Raw genomic sequence first — 15,703 nt, 5'->3', positions numbered from 1 at the left:
AGTATTTTGTGTTGGTGGAAAATCAACTTCGATTTTTTACCAACACTTTTTCTTAATGATATTAGTCAGTTTCGTTCGCGTAGCGTACGAAACAAGAAAACCGCGCTTCTACGCGTGGATGGAATAGTTTTTCTATGTCTAAAGACGACAAAAGTTTATCACATAGTGTGCCTGAATGCGAGGAAACTTGAGAGGAGGAAAGGTATTTCCAAAACAATGCTTTTCAAAAGATGGAAGTAGGACTTCTATAGTCGATATGCAGGTATAGGCAATAAACCACTCATGGGTGCTGCAATCAAAAGTTGCGGTGCTGAGCACATGGAGAAAAGGCAGTAAGAAAAATTGTCAGGTGTGTGCCATAGAGCTGAACGAAAGTGAAGAACTGATGAAGCATCGTTAAGGCTAATAAGTACAGTCAAAACAGGGATTTTGTGTGGCTCCCAAGATAAGTCTAATGGTTACCTGTTTATTGATTAGGCGGCTGTTGGTGTAGAAGTTACAGGAATATGGTGTAGGCTTTTGGAAGGAACAGGAGAATCCTGATTTATAATGATAAGTGAAAAACTCAAGCAGACAAATATGCGAGAGTGAAAGTAATGAGGAATAAATCAGGTGCGGAAGAATTTGTAGTAGTGATAAAACGATTGTAATGAACGTGGAGCGACGGGATTCTATTATCATAACTTCTTTTATTTAACAACCAAATGAATGGGAGGATTCTATGGAAGAAGGGAAATCATTTAGAATTACACAGAGTGAGGTATTATTTGCATACAAACGTGTAAAAGCGAATAAAGGCGCAGGTGGTATCGATGGCGTTGATTTTCATATGTTTGACAAAGAATGGAAAGATCGACTGTATAAGTTATGGAATCGAATGGCATCTGGAAGTTATTTTCCGAAAGCTGTTAGAGGTGTTGAAATTCCGAAGAAAAATTGAAAGACTAGGCTTCTAGGAATTCTAATAATAGAAGATCGTGTTGCCAAATGGTAGTCAGAAATCGAATAGAGCCAAGATTAGAAAAAATATTCTTAGAAGATTCCTACGGATATAGGCCGAATAAATCTACGTTAGATGCCATAGGAATTACACGTAAGAGATGTTTTAGCTATCCTTGGCTTGTCGAATTTGACATAGTGGGCCTGTTTGATTTTATCAACCATAAAAAACTACTAGCGATTATAAGCAGACATGTTAAAGAAAAATGGTTTTTGTTGTATATCCAAAGATTTCTAACAACTCCAATTCAATTATCAAGTGGTGAATTGAAAGAAAGAGATTCCGGCATACCTCAAGGAGGTGTTATCAGTCCAAATTTAGCTAATGTATATATGCACTATGCAGTTGATTTATGGATGAGAACGATATTTCCAGAAAATCCATGGGTGAGATACGCAGATGATGGCTTGATTCATTGTGTAACGAAGAACCAAGCGATTCATCTTATGAGAGAATTGACAAAGAGGATGAAAGAGTGCTTTCTTGAAATTCATCCAGAAAAAAGCAAAATTGTTTATTGTAAAAATGATCAGTCAAATGAAGAAAGTGGTTTTGAGTTTTTAGGCTACTCCTTTCGAAATCGGTTATGTAAAAATCGACAGGGTGTTTATTTCACCGGCTTTACTCCAGCAGTAAGTAAAAGTGCAGCGAAGAACTTCAGAAACAAAATTAAGTTAGCCGTTAAGGAAGCGAACACTACTTCGCTCATTTGTTTGGCGGAGATTCTGAATCCCATTATTCGAGGATGGATGAACTATTTCATGAAGTTCAATAAGATTGAAGCAGTTAGGAAAGGAATCAATTATGTGAATCTAACATTGATAAGATGGTTAAGAAGAACGCGAGAATCAGTCAAAAATGGATCAAATAAAGCGCAGAGGTTACTAGGAAGAATGTCAAAAAGTAGTCCTAATCTTTTTTATCATTGGAAAATGGGCTATATGCCAGTGAACTGATAATAAGAGCCGTATGATGGGAGACTATCACGTACGGTTCTGTTGAGAGGCTTGGGTGAAAGTCCCTTTATATACTCGACGTAAATGGAGATGTAAGTATCACATTGTACTTGCACCAAAATATCGGAGACAGATTATTTATGGAAAATATAGAGAAAGCATAGGTGAAATCATTTGCACGCTGATATTGTCGAAGCGATGAATGGCATTTTTTCAAAGCACAACCTATTCTTATCGAAAGTCACTTGCGTTCACTGAACGTGCTGAATGAAGCAATTGAGGAAATAACCTAGGAATAAGCGGAATTCATGGAAGCATTACAAACCATTCTTGGTGGCGTAGAGATTATTTTTTTTAGCGGAAGTTGGCCCTACGATAGAATAATTTTCTATCGTTAAAAAACTTGCCTCTTGGACTGGTTTGTGTTCATGTAGTTATGAAAGTAGAAATATTAGGAAATCTGCTCATATATCAGCTGGAAATAAGTATCTGAAAGCGATCCTGTATCAATATGGCGGGACTGCTGGACGTTCAAACAATCCAATATTTTCAGAGTTCTATGATCGGATTTCTAAGCGTGGCAGTAAAAAACAATTATTGCCTGTGCACATAAAATACTAAGGATTGTTTATATGATTCTTTCAGAACAAATTAATCAGGTAAAAGAAAAACCTCTGCTAGATGAGACGAACATGTAACAAGGACCAAATAAAATTTTTTCCATTTCTATTATAGTATGGGGAGAGATTTTTGTGTTTTTTCCATATAGTTTCATTAAAAAAAGTTCGCGACCATCACGCTTCCATTTTAGCAGAAAAAGAAAAACCGCGAAGCAACAACCTGCCTAGGATTGATGGTTACTTACACGGTTTATATTACACTCTCAAAACTAAATTAATTATAAATTTCTAGTACTCCGATTAATTCAATCACGTCATTAGGATTTCCTTTTGGTATATTGATCCTAGTAGCATTATCGAGTATTTCTTGTTCTTGTTTCTTCAAGAATGCCTTATCTTCTTCTGTTACATTTGGATATTGAAAATGTCCAGGAGTTGGGTATCGAGTGATAGTCCCATCATGGTTACTAGAATACACAACTAAACTTTGATAACCAAATTTACCAGAAAGTAAAACAGTTTCTCTTGGATAAGTCAAACTGTTTTCATCAGATGGATTTATTGCTTCTCCAGCAGGTCTATGTTCAACATTGAGTACGAAACCGGGATTAACTAGTTCTTGCTTATACTGTGTTCCCATAACTGCAAGCCAAACACGAGCATATTCAATCTGCTCATCAGAATAATTAATTAAAGGATTTTCAGGTGCCGAAGAAATCTGAGCATCGGAATCTTGTTGAACCATGATTTTTTCAGAAGAAATGGTTGAAGTAGTTGTTGAACTGGAAGTATTCAGATGTGTCGATCTTTTACCAGTAGTTGATTCAGAGCTCAAGTTTGTATCATTTTCTTTGCTACAACCAATAAGAAATAAAGTAGAAATAAGTAACATAAATCCAATTTTTTTCACAAAAATCACCTCACTGTTTCTAAGTACTTATAGTATATCACGATAATGAATTTTATAGGTACCATACTAACCAAGTGCATGAATTGATGGGGGTAACGAATATGAAATGCAGACGGAAATCCATTGAAGTCGAAGAAATCTGATTCAATGATGTAATTTAAAAGATGCTTTTGATTATTGTTCCGATCGGTGTGAGTGTTGCGGCTACGACTCCGTCATCCATCATGGCTACAAAGATAGCTGGATTCAATTACTCCCTTATCAAGAGGTGTCTACCTATCTTCATCTCTATAAACAACGGTTTTATTGTAAACAGTGTCACCATACCTTTTCAGCTAAAACCTATTATGTCGCAGAAAACTGTTATCTCTCCCAAGCGCTCAAGTTTGCGATCGCTGTTGATTTAAAGAAGAAAATTTCGATGAAAGATATCGCTCAACGTTACTTGGTTTCCGCTAAAACGGTCGAACGGGTCTTGGATTCTTTTTTTGAAGAACCACGACTGAAGCCCAATTACTTACCCAAACATCTATTGATTGATGAATTCAAAGGAACTAAGGACTGTCAGGGCGCCATGTGTTTTATTCTCAGTGACGCGGATACGGGGAAAAATCTTTGATATTTTAGAGGATCGAAGAAGCTTCAAGCTGATCGCCTATTTCATGCGTTTTACTTATCACGCACGGAAAAACGTTTCTCATGTCGTGATGGATATGAATGCGGGCTATGATTCTGTGACAAAGGTCGTTTTCCCAAATGCTCGGATTTCCATTGATCGATTTCATGTGATCCAACAACTCAATCGTGCGTTTAATAAACAACGGATAAAAACCATGAATCACTTGAAAAAAGAGCGACCCGCAAGCCATGAAAAAGTATCGCAAGCTTAAGAAAAATATTGGCGAACCATTCTGAAAAAAATAGAAAAATTAATTATTCTTCGCTCAAACAATACCCGCTTTTTCCAACGGAAAAATACCTGACGGAATCGGAAAAGTATTGGATTATTTATTATCGATTGACGAGCGCTTACGGACAAGCTATGATGTGTATCAAAATTTGTTGGATGTCTTTGATGCCAAAGATTATAAGGACTTTTACGAACGCATTGATCACTTACCTCCGATGCTTGATCCAGCATTTAAAAAAGCGATTCTTTACTTAAACAAACACAAACAAGCGATTATCAATGCGTTAAAATACCCCTATTCGAACGGAAAACTTGAAGGGAAGAATAACTTGATTAAAGTGATTAAGAGAGTGGCATTCGGTTTTAGAACCTTTCGCCACCTTCGTATGCGAATTCTGATTCAACAGAATCTTTGCGACATTATTTGAACAAAAATCAAAAAGAAAAAAGGAAACGCCGAAGCATTTCCTTTCAGTGATTTAATGAAAACAACACGATTTGACTTAGAGCCAAACTTTTTTTATTGGGATAGTAGGGCTCGAACCTACACTTACCTGATTCAGAGTCAGGCGCCTTACCAGTTTGGCCATATCCCAATGAGAACAGAAAGAATTATAACGCTAGTTTTTCTATTCTTCAACTAAATTGTCTCGACTATTTTTTTCCAGCCCTTTTCAAAGCTGCTAAGACAATATTTCCATCCGCAAATCCCAAATTAATTTTGATAACTTCATTATCAAAAATTAAAGACAGTCGAATACCATTTAATTTCTTTTTACCGCGGATTTCTTTGCATTGATAAAGATTGTATTTACATGCTTTTTGCTTACTTAACACATATAGTGTATTGCCGGAAATTCCATAAGCACTCAACCCCTCCTGTTTCTTTAGGTTTTCATATTTGTGGAAACCGATAAAAGAAAAGGAAAAGGTTGTTTTAGGAAATGCGTGAAGAAAATTGTTAAACAACTGAGTGCCTTTGTCTTCACTTGTATTATAATTAATTCCGTATTTTTTGGTAAATTGATAAAGTTCATTTGCAGTGTTCATAATAACCTCGCTTTTTTGATAGCTTTAGTATAATTGTTTCTTTTAATAGAAACAATCATTTATCGTGTGAAGCGGCGGACATTGATGAATTCTGAAACGGCCATGGTGATAAGTAGAAACCCAAATAGTTGAAAAAGAATCATCATGCTGCTGAATGGATTAAATAAAAGGAAAAAACCAGCAATGATCATTAGGGCGCTATAGATGATCTGACCTGTAACAGGAAAACCATCGCGTTTAGCAGTCCAACTTTGCATGAATTGACTAATTGCAAATATCAGGATAATGAATCCTAAAAACATTGGCAAAATACTGACAATCCCTTTAGAGAACCAAAGAACGACAAAAGCGACAAGCACTCGCATAATACCACTAGTCGTCTCAAATCCGATGTTTCCTGTATATTTTTTTGTTCTCAAGCCGCGGATAATCTGTAAAATTCCAAAAATTAATAAATAGAAGAAAATGATGTAGATAATTCCCCTAAAGACGCTTCGTGGCGAGAATAATATAGCGATTCCAAGGATGAGATAACAAACGCTTCTCAAATAACCATACTTTTTAATCGAATCAATAAAATTTGACATAAAATATCACTCCTTACTAATAATTTTACCCGATTTGACGTCTTTTTGCTAATGAAGTGAAAAATTCGATTGTAAACCATTCCATACTTCGGTATAATGCGAATAACATTGATCCAAAAGCTAGACGAACAAATGAATGTCGATACTGGAGGGCTTACTTATGAATGAAGAAGAAATTGAGCTTGGAAGAAATTATCGTTGCCATCCGATTGGTTTCGAAGAATGTGTAGAAGGCGAAGTCATTTCAAAAATGACGAATTGCGCAGTGGTTCGTATTAACCAATGCGAAGAGGTAGATCAAGAGCAACGAGATGACAAATCTAACATGGTCGTGGTAAAATATTCTAATTTCATTCCAAGTTAGAAGGCGGTTCTTTTGAATATATTAACATTGTTATTGGGAATTTTTACGGTTGTTTTGTATGTCTTTTTATGGGTGGCACGCAAGGATATCGTTATTCCGGTTTTTAAACGTCGCAAGCAATATCCATTTTATGTTTTCCTGGCGCTGTTGATTGTATGGATCGGATTTAGTAGTTGGCAAGATATAAATGGGCGTACACAAACGATTTTAGCTGCATTAGTAATGTTAAGTTTTTTGTTGGACAAAAAGGGATTTACAGAAGAAAATTTAGTTCTTTTTGGGTTGGACAATCGCGGGATTCCGTTAAATGAAATCGAGCGGGTGGTTTTGTTTCAAGAAGATAATGGATTAATCAAACTTAATTATTTTCGTAAACAGCGTCGCGGACCGATTTTAACTTTTGATTATCCGTTAACTGAGCTTGTTGTTTTCCTCTCGACGCACCTCAATGAAGGCAGCACATTAGAAATCTTGACTAAGGATGATCAAGACAAAAATGGAAAATAAATAGGCAACGCTGAAACAAAATCAGCATTGCCTATTTTTTATTTATTGCGAATTAATGGAAAACGCGGAAACGTTCGTCATCAGCTAGGAATTCTTTTTCGTTTGCTTCGCCTTCTTTAGAGCCAAAAACTAATTGTGAACGTAATTGCCAATTAGCTGGAATATTCCATTCTTCAGCAACAGCATCGTCAATCACTGGATTGTAATGTTGTAGGTTTGCACCTAGTCCTGCAGAGTTTAATGCAGTCCAGGTATTTGCTGTTGCAATACCATTTGATTGTTCAGCCCAGTCAGGGAAATTATCAGCATATAAGGCAAATTGTTCTTGCAGATTTTTCACAGTGTCTGTTTCTTTAAAGAACATAACAGTTCCGTAAGCATTGCGGAAGCTGGCAATTTTAGCTTGTGTGTTAGGAAAAGCTTCTGCTGGAGTTAATGGCTTCAAAGCTTCTTCTACAATATTCCATAATTTTTCGTGCGCGTTTCCAAATAGAATTACAGCACGAGGTGATTGTGCATTAAAAGCAGTGGGGCTATTTTTAACAGCATCTTTAATTAATGTTGTGATTTCTTCTTCTGATAATTTAACGTCGTGTCCTAATGAGTAAAATGAACGACGATCCTTCAATGATTCTAAAAATTGAGACATAATAATTTCCACCTTTTCTTGTTTTGTTCTTGTTGACAAAAACTACTTTATCATCTTACTAAAAGTAAGGAAAGTAATATGCTCACGAAAAAAGTAAAATTTTTTATAGAGGAAGTAGATACTTCGATTAAACTGGATACAATATGATAAACTGTTATTATGAATGTAAATAGATGGAGGCTCACAAATGAATATGAAAGAGATAGGCAAAACTGTTCTTTGGTTTTTAATCTTGGGAGCAATTTTGATTGGACTGCGTCATTTTGTTTTTACTCCTGTTGTAGTTAAGGGAGATTCAATGGATCCGACGTTGATTGATGGTGAGCGTGTCATTGCTTTAAAAAATACGGAGATCAAGCGTTTTGATATTGTGACTTTTCCAGCACCAGATGATCCTGGGAAAAACTATATTAAACGTGTCATCGGCCTACCCGGAGACACCATCGAGTACAAAAATGATGTGCTCTACATCAATGGCAAAGAGTATGAAGAACCATATTTAGATGAGTTTAAAGGGGAATTAGAAGATGATCAACCGTTGACCTATGATTTCACTTTAAATGACCTGTTTGGAGCAGAAAAAGTTCCTGAAGGAGAGTTATTTGTTTTGGGTGATAATCGTCGGATTTCAAAAGATAGTCGGATTATTGGAATGATCAAAGAAAAAAATATAATGGCTGATGTAAAATTTGTTTTCTGGCCATTAAATCGATTTGGCACTGTGGACTAGCAAAACTGCTAGTCTTTTTTTCCGTTTCGATAATAGCAATAAAGATATATGCCTATTGTATCTAAATTATTTTTTTGAAGTGTTCCTTGATTAGTAAAATATTTTATTTTGAAGATAGTCCCCCTGTGGTTGCTTTACAGACTTGTTTCAATCATGCGAAGATTTAAATGAACTGTTATAATATATAGGTAACATAATTTAAAGAAATGAGGGGAAACGATGCCATTACAATTTTTGTTAGGTGCTGGACAGAATGACGCGAAAGAACGTATGGTTCAGACGGCGCAAGCTTGGTTAGAGCAAGATCCGACGAATCGTGTGTTTTTCTTAGTCCCCAATTACAATAAATTCGAACAAGAAATCAGTCTTTTATCAGCAATGAAACAGAATACTAAAAATGTGGAATTTAGTACAATTCGCACGCAAGTTTTTAGTTTTCAACGTCTGGCTTGGTTCTTTTTACAACGTGATGGTCAGATACCAGGGAATGTGTTGTCTGAAGCTGGTAATGCAATGATTTTAAGGAAAATTCTCCATGAGCGGCGAGAGGAATTAACGATTTTTCGCGGAGAAGTAAATAAGACTGGTTTTATTCAGCAATTAGTTAGCTTCAATCAAGAAATGCAAATTGGGAATGTTACAGTTGAAGATTTAGATGAAAATGGAAACGACATAGATCAGGTATTAAAATTGCAGGACTTGAAGAAGGTATTTGCCGCCTACGAAGAAGCCTTGCTAAATTATCAGGTAACGAATGATGATCCTTTGCTGCTATTACAAGCTTATTTGAGTGAGCAAAATCTTTCCAATACTCTTTTTATCGTTAGTGGCTTTACGCGCTTTAATGCTCGTGAGTTAAGTGTGCTGAATACGTTGATGAGTTGTGGAGAGCTATTTGTGTCGCTGGAATTAGATCGGCCTTATCCAAATGAAGAACCAAATCCATTGAATTTATTTGCTGATCCTGGAAAAACGTATTTTCAGTTAAAACGCAGTGCGGATGCACAACAAGTTCCTGTTCGTCCTGATCAATTTGTGCGAATGAATCAAACTGTTTTCAATCAGATCGGTGATTTTTGGGCAAATCAGAAAAAAGTTGATTTATCCCAAACAAATCAACTTAAGCTAACGAAATATGCTACAGTTGCAGAAGAAATCCGCAAGATTGGCGAAGAGATTCGACGTTTAGTCAGGGATGAAAAATACCGCTATAAAGATATTCAAATTTTGATGCGAAATCCGAACGTTTATAATAGCGTTTTGCCTGATTTGTTTCAAAAAATGGCTATTCCTTTTTACTTAGATGAAACACAAGAAATGGCGGCACATCCATTGATTGAATTCTTACAAGCGTTGTTTTTAATCGATAATTATAATTATCGAATTAATGATGTTTTTCGAATGCTGCGAACAGAACTTTTTGCTCCCTTTGATTGGCAGCCAGAAACGTGGTATTTAGCGCAGCAGAAATATAGAGAAAAGATTGATCAAACAGAAAATGTTTGTCTAGCTTACAACTTTCGCGGGAGTGCTTGGACAAGATCCGCAGATTGGGAGTTCGTTGATTACGACTTTGAAGCAGACGTCTTTAATGATGCGAAACAACTAGAGGAAACAACAAATGACGTTCGCCGTTCTGTACAGCAATTATTGCCAGCATTCTTCGAGAAAATTAAGGGAGCAGAGAATGGACTTACAGCAGCAGCAGCTTTTTATCATTTTCTAGAAGTAAGTGGTGTGAAGCGTCAACTGTTATTTTGGCGCGATCAGGAAGTTGCTAAAGGAAATCTTGATAAGGCTCGTAATCATGAGCAAACATGGCAAGCTTTGCTTGATCTTTTAGACGAATACGTATTGATTTACGGGGCAGATGCATTTGATTGGGAAATTTTTCAAGATATCTTCTTGGCTGGGTTAATGAATTTGACTTACGGAAAAATTCCAACAGCGATTGATCAAGTTCGAGTGAATGATTTAGAGCTGGCACGGGTGGATCAAATGAAAGTCACCTTTGCAATTGGACTAAACAATAATGACTTTCCGGCTCGCTTCGATGATAAGGGATTATTGTCGGCGGAAGAGCGCTCCGCTTTTAATCAAAATCTACCAGAAGGGAAATTTTTGCCTGAAAGCAATAGCTCTAAAGTGAATCGTGAACCATTCTTAGCTTATTCGGTCTTTCTATCTGCAACTGAAAAACTGTATTTAAGTGTTTCCACAACGGTGGATGGCGAAAAAAAATTGGAGATCTCATCTTTCTTAAGACAATTAAGTCAAGGATTGAATATACCAGTCAAAGAAAATCAGCCATTAAGACTAACAAGCGCGCCTGAGGATCATTTAGGTTCTATGCGGACATTACTTTCGGATCTGATTGCTTTGAATCGTTACGCACAAGATGAAAATCGAGCGTTCTTACCAGCTTGGCGGGAGCTTCAGAAGTTTATTCAAAATAGTTCACTAGCTCCAATGGCTCAGCGTGTCTTTAAGAGTCTCCAGGATCTTAATGTCCCTCGAGATCTTTTACCCGAAACAGCAGAACAGTTATATGGAAAAAATCTCTATGTTTCAGTTTCTCGAATCGAGAATTTTTATAATTGCCAGTACAAGTATTTCGCAAATTTTGGTCTTGGATTAAAAGAGCGGACTGTCTACGGATTAACACCGGCTGCTGCTGGAGATTTTTACCACGAAGCGTTAGATCATTTCTTCCGCATACTAAAGGAACAAGGACTTCGTTTGGCTGAATTGAATGAAGCAGAACGTAATCAATTGGCTGATGAAGTATTGAAGAAAATCTTTGGCGAATTGAAATTTGCGATTCTATCAAGTTCGGCACGAATGAATTATATTCGCTATCAATTGTCACGAACAATCCAAAAGGTTAGCTGGGGTTTAGTCCAGCAAGGAGTACGAACAAAATTTGAACCTCAACAAACGGAAATTATCTTTGGTTCGATTGGAGGCCAGAAAGGGATTCCTGGAATCAACCTGCCATTATCAAATGGTGGAAAAGTTGCAATTCGGGGGAAAATTGATCGCCTAGATCAGCTTGAAAGTAATGAGAGTGATTGGCTTAGCGTGATTGATTACAAATCAAGTCCTCATAGTTTTAATGTTGCTGATGCGTACTATGGCATCGCGTTACAATTGATTACTTACTTGGATGTTGCGGTGACTGATTTTAGTGAAGCTAAAGGTAAGGAAATCAAACCAGCGGGAGCTTATTATCTGCATGTCCATAATCCAGTTTTAAAAGACTCTAAAAGTATTGAGAAAGATATGCTGAAGGCCTATCAATATGACGGGTTATTTGCGAAGGAGTCTGAGCTTTACGATCAATTAGATCAAAGTTTACAAGAAAAAGAGAGCTCTCTTTTATTTCCAATTAAAAAAGATAAAAATGGACAAACAGTCATCGTGTCGCAATCTAAAGATAAGTTTTACGACCTATCTGAAATTAATATTTTGCGTCAATACAATCGAGAAAAAATTCAAAAGGCCGGAAACCAAATTGTTTCTGGTGAGATAAAATTAAATCCAACTTACAAGGATAACCAACGGATTGCGTGTCAATACTGTCCTTTCCGGAGTGTTTGCAAATTTGATGCGATGTTGAAGGAAAATAATTATCATCGTCTAGAAAAACTTTCGAAGGAAGAAGTCTTGAAACGAATGGAGGAAGAACTACATGACAATTAATTTTTCAATCCCTCCTAAAGTTCCAAATGAAATGTACACTGATTCTCAATGGCAAGCTATTTATGATCAAGGAACCAATCTTTTGGTTTCGGCTTCTGCCGGCTCAGGGAAAACAGCAGTTCTGGTGCGGCGTGTGATCGAAAAAATCAAGCGCCAGCAGCTTTCAGTTGATCAACTTTTAGTTGTTACCTTTACTGAAGCTGCTGCCACCGAAATGAAGGAACGAATTCAATCAGCATTGCAAGAGGCGATCAATGAGGAAACAGATCAAAAATTAAAGAATCATTTTACTCATCAATTAACTTTGTTACCGATGGCAAACATTTCAACATTGCATTCCTTTTGTTCGAAAGTCATTCAACGTTTTTTTTATTTGATTGACTTAGATCCGAGTTACCGAATGCTGACAGATGACACAGAGACAATTTTGTTAAAAGAAGATGTTTGGGACGAGCTGCGAGAAACTTTCTATGAGGAAAATCAAGAAATCTTTTACCGGTTGACGGAGAACTTTTCAAATGACCGCAGCGATAGCGGCTTAGAGGATTTGATTCTCTCGATGTATGAGTTTGCTCGTGCAAATCCTGAACCTTTCGATTGGTTGGATGGCTTAGTAGAAAATTATCGCGTGGAGAATTTAGTTGATTCCGAGTTATATCGTAAGTTGATTCGTCCACAAGTCCTGAATAGTTTACAAGAAATCAAGCAAACATATCAATGGATGATTGCTGCTAGTCAAGGTACAGAGGAATTACAAAAAATCACTGAGTTAGCTCAAAATGAGCAGCTTATCACGCAACAGATCGAAGAATTATTAATCGGAGACGATTTAGATGCTACCTACACCATCTTTGAACAGCTTAAATTCACTACCTATCCATCGCCACGAAAAAAGGAAATTAAGGAGCTCTATGGTGACGTAATTGTTGAATGTAAAAATTATCGAGATCAAGCAAAACAAATGCTAACAAAGATTAAGGAAATGTATTTTACTGTTTCACCAGAAGAACAAGTAGAACGATTGCAAGAAGCTTTACCGATCGTGGATGAACTTGTTCGGGTCGAAAAACGTTTTATTGAAGAATATTCAGCAAAAAAACGAGAAAAAGGCATGCTAGATTTTAATGATTTAGAGCATTTCACCTTGCAAATACTCCGGACTGATCTTAATGGTAATAAACCAGCAGAGACTTACTATCGTCGCCGATTTACGGAGGTTTTAGTTGACGAATACCAAGATATTAATCAACTTCAGGAGACGATCTTGCAGCAACTTAGTACCGAGGAACCAGGTAATCTATTTATGGTAGGGGATGTTAAACAATCAATTTATGGTTTCCGTTTAGCTGATCCGACACTTTTTATCCAAAAATATCATGATTTTGCTGATGAAGATGGTGGACGACGGATAATTTTGGCAGAAAACTTCCGTTCCCGTAAGGAAGTCTTGGATTTCACGAATTTAGTTTTCAGTCAATTAATGGATCAGTCGGTTGGACAAATTGAGTACGATAAACAGGCGGAATTGATTAATGGCTTTACGGCATTTCCTGAAACTGAAAACTTCGCACCTGAATTATTAATTTACCAGAAAAATGGTGACGTGCCTGAATGGATTGAAGACAAAGCCATGGGTGAAATTTTTATGACTGCTGCGAAAATTCGCGAGTTGATTGATCATGGTTTTGAAATTTATGATAAAAAAGACAAAGCGATGAGACCAGCGCGCTATGAAGATATCGTCTTGCTGACGCCAACAAAAAATAATAATTTGACAATTTTGGAAGTATTTAAGCAGTTGGGAATCCCACTTTCGATCAATGATACACAAAATTATTTTCAATCGACTGAACTGCGAGTGATGATTTCTTTGTTACAAATCATTGATAATCCGTATCAGGATATCCCACTTGCTGCAGTCTTACGCTCACCGATTGTTGGGCTACAAGAAGAAGAGTTGGCTCAGGTTCGATTGGCCTTGCCGCAAAAAGAGTATTATCAAGCAGTTAAGGCTTATATTCAGAACAAGGAGGATGCTACTGCTAAGAAATTATCGGATTTTCTTTCGCAATTAAATGACTGGCGTGAGTTTGCACGGCGAGAAGCATTAGCCGATTTATTAGTAAAAATTTATGATGAGACGGCTTATCTAGACTATGTGTTAGGAATGCCTGCTGGACAACAGCGTCATGCTAATTTACTAGCCTTGATTGAACGAGCAAAAGATTATGAACGCAGTAGTTTTCGTGGGTTGTATCAATTTATTCGGTTTATTGAGAAAATGCAGGAAAAAGATAAAGATTTAGGGGAACCACCAACAGAAGAAGCACAGGATGCGGTTCGAGTAATGACGATTCATGGAAGCAAAGGTCTTGAATTTCCGATTGTCTTTTTAATGGATATGAGTAAAAGCTTTAATGTACAGGATACTCGAAGGAATTACGTTTTTGATGAACGATTGGGTCTGGGCGTAAAACTGTTGACACCAGATGATCGTATTAGAAAAGACACGTTACTCTTCCAGACGGTTAAACAAAAAAATCTAAATAAATTACTATCTGAGGAAATGCGAAAATTGTACGTTGCTCTAACGCGAGCAGAACAAAAGCTGTACCTTGTTGGTTCTTATGATGACGAAGCTTCTGCCTACAAAACATGGAGTAAAGCAGCATTGAATGAAAATCTAGTCTTAGATGCGGGGCTGCGAAATGGACAGAATGATAGTTTCTTTGATTGGTTAGGAATGACGCTATTCAGGCATCCACTGATGGACAACTACCAAAAGGAATATGTAGTCAATCAACTTCCTGAAATCAAAAAACATCCAGTGAAATTTAAAGTGGATTTTGTCAATCCTCAACTTATTGCCGAAACGGTGCAGGGGTATCTTCCAGAAATTAAAACGCTGGAAATCCCGCAAGGAGCGATCAATATTCAACCTTTAAAGCAGCGATTATTGTTCAAATATCCTTATCCTGAGGCAACAAAGACAACCAGTTATCAGTCCGTCTCAGAGTTAAAACGATTGTATGATGATCCCGATAATCGAGAAACTATGGACTTTTCACCAACACAGACACAATATCGTTTTACCGAAACTGAGTTAGGTGAACCCAAGTTTTTAGCTACTAAAAAAGAAATATCTGCTTCAGAAATCGGAACGGCAACTCATTTAGTAATGCAGCTGCTGCCACTACATGAAAATCTAGAGAAAAAAATGATTGAAGATTTGATCAATGATTTGGTTAAACGCAAAACCCTGACACAGGAGATCGCTGATAGAATTTCGATCGATAATATTATGCATTTTCTGAATTCTGATGTGGGAAATTTTGTTATTAAAAATGCTGACCATTTACATCGTGAAGAACCTTTTGCGATGCTGTTACCAGCAGATCAATTATTCAAAGACTATCAAAACCAAGATGAGATTCTTATTCATGGGATCATTGATGGTTATTTAGAATTTGATGACAAAATCTTTTTATATGATTTGAAGACGGATTATTATACTCCTGAAAGAGAAAAACAATTAATAGATCGTTACCGTGGACAATTGCATTTGTATAAGGATGCTTTGGAGAAGGCTAAACAAAAACCAGTTAAGGCTGCCTATCTCGTCTTTCTACGAGGGAAGAAGACAATAGATTTGTTAAAAACTTTTTAGAGGTAGGCAAGATGTACTTATAAAAGGTAAGTGATGTGCTATACTCTGTCT

12 protein-coding genes, 1 tRNA gene and 2 pseudogenes are annotated in these 15,703 nt (G+C 36.8%); 10 read left to right on the top strand and 5 right to left on the bottom strand.

The features are described 5' to 3' along the window. Window positions 1–721: 721 nt before the first annotated feature. The 4 genes and pseudogenes from IGI52_RS04325 to IGI52_RS04310 all read left to right on the top strand — a co-directional run bounded on the left by IGI52_RS04325 (window position 722) and on the right by IGI52_RS04310 (window position 2,577). A complete protein-coding gene (locus tag IGI52_RS04325) occupies window positions 722–940 on the top strand; it encodes a hypothetical protein (protein WP_438780564.1) in 219 nt (72 codons plus the stop codon). Between the two features lie 47 nt (window positions 941–987). Further along, window positions 988–1,956 (top strand): reverse transcriptase domain-containing protein, encoded by a 969-nt coding sequence (locus IGI52_RS04320; RefSeq protein ID WP_438780563.1) that lies wholly within the window; start codon window positions 988–990, stop codon window positions 1,954–1,956. Between the two features lie 55 nt (window positions 1,957–2,011). Beyond that, window positions 2,012–2,131 (top strand): annotated as a pseudogene (locus IGI52_RS04315) (transposase); the annotation flags it as partial. Between the two features lie 215 nt (window positions 2,132–2,346). Then, on the top strand, window positions 2,347–2,577 hold the full coding sequence (locus IGI52_RS04310) for a transposase (protein WP_438782225.1): 231 nt from the start codon (window positions 2,347–2,349) through the stop codon (window positions 2,575–2,577). 273 nt (window positions 2,578–2,850) lie between these two features. Here the strand turns inward: IGI52_RS04310 and IGI52_RS04305 are convergent, their stop codons facing one another. Further along, the gene (locus IGI52_RS04305) at window positions 2,851–3,486 is read right to left on the bottom strand and encodes a hypothetical protein (protein ID WP_438780562.1); all 636 of its coding nucleotides are present in this window, start codon (window positions 3,484–3,486) and stop codon (window positions 2,851–2,853) included. A gap of 187 nt (window positions 3,487–3,673) precedes the next feature. Between IGI52_RS04305 and IGI52_RS04300 the strand changes: the two are divergent. Beyond that, a pseudogene (locus IGI52_RS04300) lies at window positions 3,674–4,824 on the top strand (ISL3 family transposase); the annotation flags it as partial. 95 nt (window positions 4,825–4,919) lie between these two features. Here the strand turns inward: IGI52_RS04300 and IGI52_RS04295 are convergent. The 3 genes from IGI52_RS04295 to IGI52_RS04285 all read right to left on the bottom strand — a co-directional run bounded on the left by IGI52_RS04295 (window position 4,920) and on the right by IGI52_RS04285 (window position 6,033). Next, a tRNA-Gln gene (locus IGI52_RS04295) sits at window positions 4,920–4,992 on the bottom strand. A gap of 58 nt (window positions 4,993–5,050) precedes the next feature. Beyond that, window positions 5,051–5,446, bottom strand: coding sequence for a hypothetical protein (locus IGI52_RS04290; RefSeq protein WP_438780561.1), 396 nt, complete (start codon window positions 5,444–5,446; stop codon window positions 5,051–5,053). 59 nt (window positions 5,447–5,505) lie between these two features. Beyond that, window positions 5,506–6,033, bottom strand: a complete 528-nt coding sequence (locus IGI52_RS04285) for an HdeD family acid-resistance protein (RefSeq protein ID WP_127979139.1) — start codon at window positions 6,031–6,033, stop codon at window positions 5,506–5,508. A 160-nt stretch (window positions 6,034–6,193) separates the two neighbouring features. Here IGI52_RS04285 and IGI52_RS04280 point away from each other — a divergent pair, with 160 nt between their 5' ends. Beyond that, window positions 6,194–6,397, top strand: a complete 204-nt coding sequence (locus tag IGI52_RS04280) for a hypothetical protein (protein ID WP_016180129.1) — start codon at window positions 6,194–6,196, stop codon at window positions 6,395–6,397. Window positions 6,398–6,409: 12 nt separating this feature from the next. Continuing rightward, entirely contained in the window at window positions 6,410–6,904 is a 495-nt protein-coding gene (locus IGI52_RS04275; protein ID WP_172702345.1) for a hypothetical protein, read from the top strand. Between the two features lie 52 nt (window positions 6,905–6,956). Here the strand turns inward: IGI52_RS04275 and IGI52_RS04270 are convergent, their stop codons facing one another. Next, window positions 6,957–7,553, bottom strand: a complete 597-nt coding sequence (locus IGI52_RS04270) for a nitroreductase family protein (protein ID WP_016180131.1) — start codon at window positions 7,551–7,553, stop codon at window positions 6,957–6,959. Between the two features lie 187 nt (window positions 7,554–7,740). On the opposite strand from IGI52_RS04270, the gene lepB reads away from it, so the two are divergent. The 3 genes from lepB to addA all read left to right on the top strand — a co-directional run bounded on the left by lepB (window position 7,741) and on the right by addA (window position 15,652). Next, the gene (gene lepB, locus IGI52_RS04265; protein ID WP_438780560.1) at window positions 7,741–8,283 is read left to right on the top strand and encodes a signal peptidase I; all 543 of its coding nucleotides are present in this window, start codon (window positions 7,741–7,743) and stop codon (window positions 8,281–8,283) included. A gap of 219 nt (window positions 8,284–8,502) precedes the next feature. Next, the gene (locus IGI52_RS04260) at window positions 8,503–11,985 is read left to right on the top strand and encodes a PD-(D/E)XK nuclease family protein (protein WP_438780559.1); all 3,483 of its coding nucleotides are present in this window, start codon (window positions 8,503–8,505) and stop codon (window positions 11,983–11,985) included. Next, window positions 11,975–15,652, top strand: a complete 3,678-nt coding sequence (addA, locus tag IGI52_RS04255) for a helicase-exonuclease AddAB subunit AddA (protein ID WP_438780558.1) — start codon at window positions 11,975–11,977, stop codon at window positions 15,650–15,652. Before IGI52_RS04260 ends, addA begins: the two co-directional genes overlap by 11 nt. Window positions 15,653–15,703: the final 51 nt, after the last annotated feature.

The organism is Enterococcus sp. DIV0187 (assembly GCF_051713785.1).
In the GTDB taxonomy this organism is placed as follows: Bacteria; Bacillota; Bacilli; order Lactobacillales; family Enterococcaceae; genus Enterococcus_A; species Enterococcus_A avium.
This window is presented reverse-complemented; position numbering and strand designations above follow the sequence as displayed.

What these genes read in the sequence shown, in the direction of transcription:
- IGI52_RS04325 (WP_438780564.1), top strand. Translation starts at nt 722, where the DNA reads ATGGAAGAAGGGAAATCATTTAGAATTACACAGAGTGAGGTATTATTT.
- IGI52_RS04280 (WP_016180129.1), top strand. Translation starts at nt 6,194, where the DNA reads ATGAATGAAGAAGAAATTGAGCTTGGAAGAAATTATCGTTGCCATCCG.
- addA (WP_438780558.1), top strand. Translation starts at nt 11,975, where the DNA reads ATGACAATTAATTTTTCAATCCCTCCTAAAGTTCCAAATGAAATGTAC.
- IGI52_RS04260 (WP_438780559.1), top strand. Translation starts at nt 8,503, where the DNA reads ATGCCATTACAATTTTTGTTAGGTGCTGGACAGAATGACGCGAAAGAA.
- IGI52_RS04285 (WP_127979139.1), bottom strand. Translation starts at nt 6,033, where the DNA reads ATGTCAAATTTTATTGATTCGATTAAAAAGTATGGTTATTTGAGAAGC.
- IGI52_RS04270 (WP_016180131.1), bottom strand. Translation starts at nt 7,553, where the DNA reads ATGTCTCAATTTTTAGAATCATTGAAGGATCGTCGTTCATTTTACTCA.
- IGI52_RS04320 (WP_438780563.1), top strand. Translation starts at nt 988, where the DNA reads ATGGTAGTCAGAAATCGAATAGAGCCAAGATTAGAAAAAATATTCTTA.
- lepB (WP_438780560.1), top strand. Translation starts at nt 7,741, where the DNA reads ATGAATATGAAAGAGATAGGCAAAACTGTTCTTTGGTTTTTAATCTTG.
- IGI52_RS04290 (WP_438780561.1), bottom strand. Translation starts at nt 5,446, where the DNA reads ATGAACACTGCAAATGAACTTTATCAATTTACCAAAAAATACGGAATT.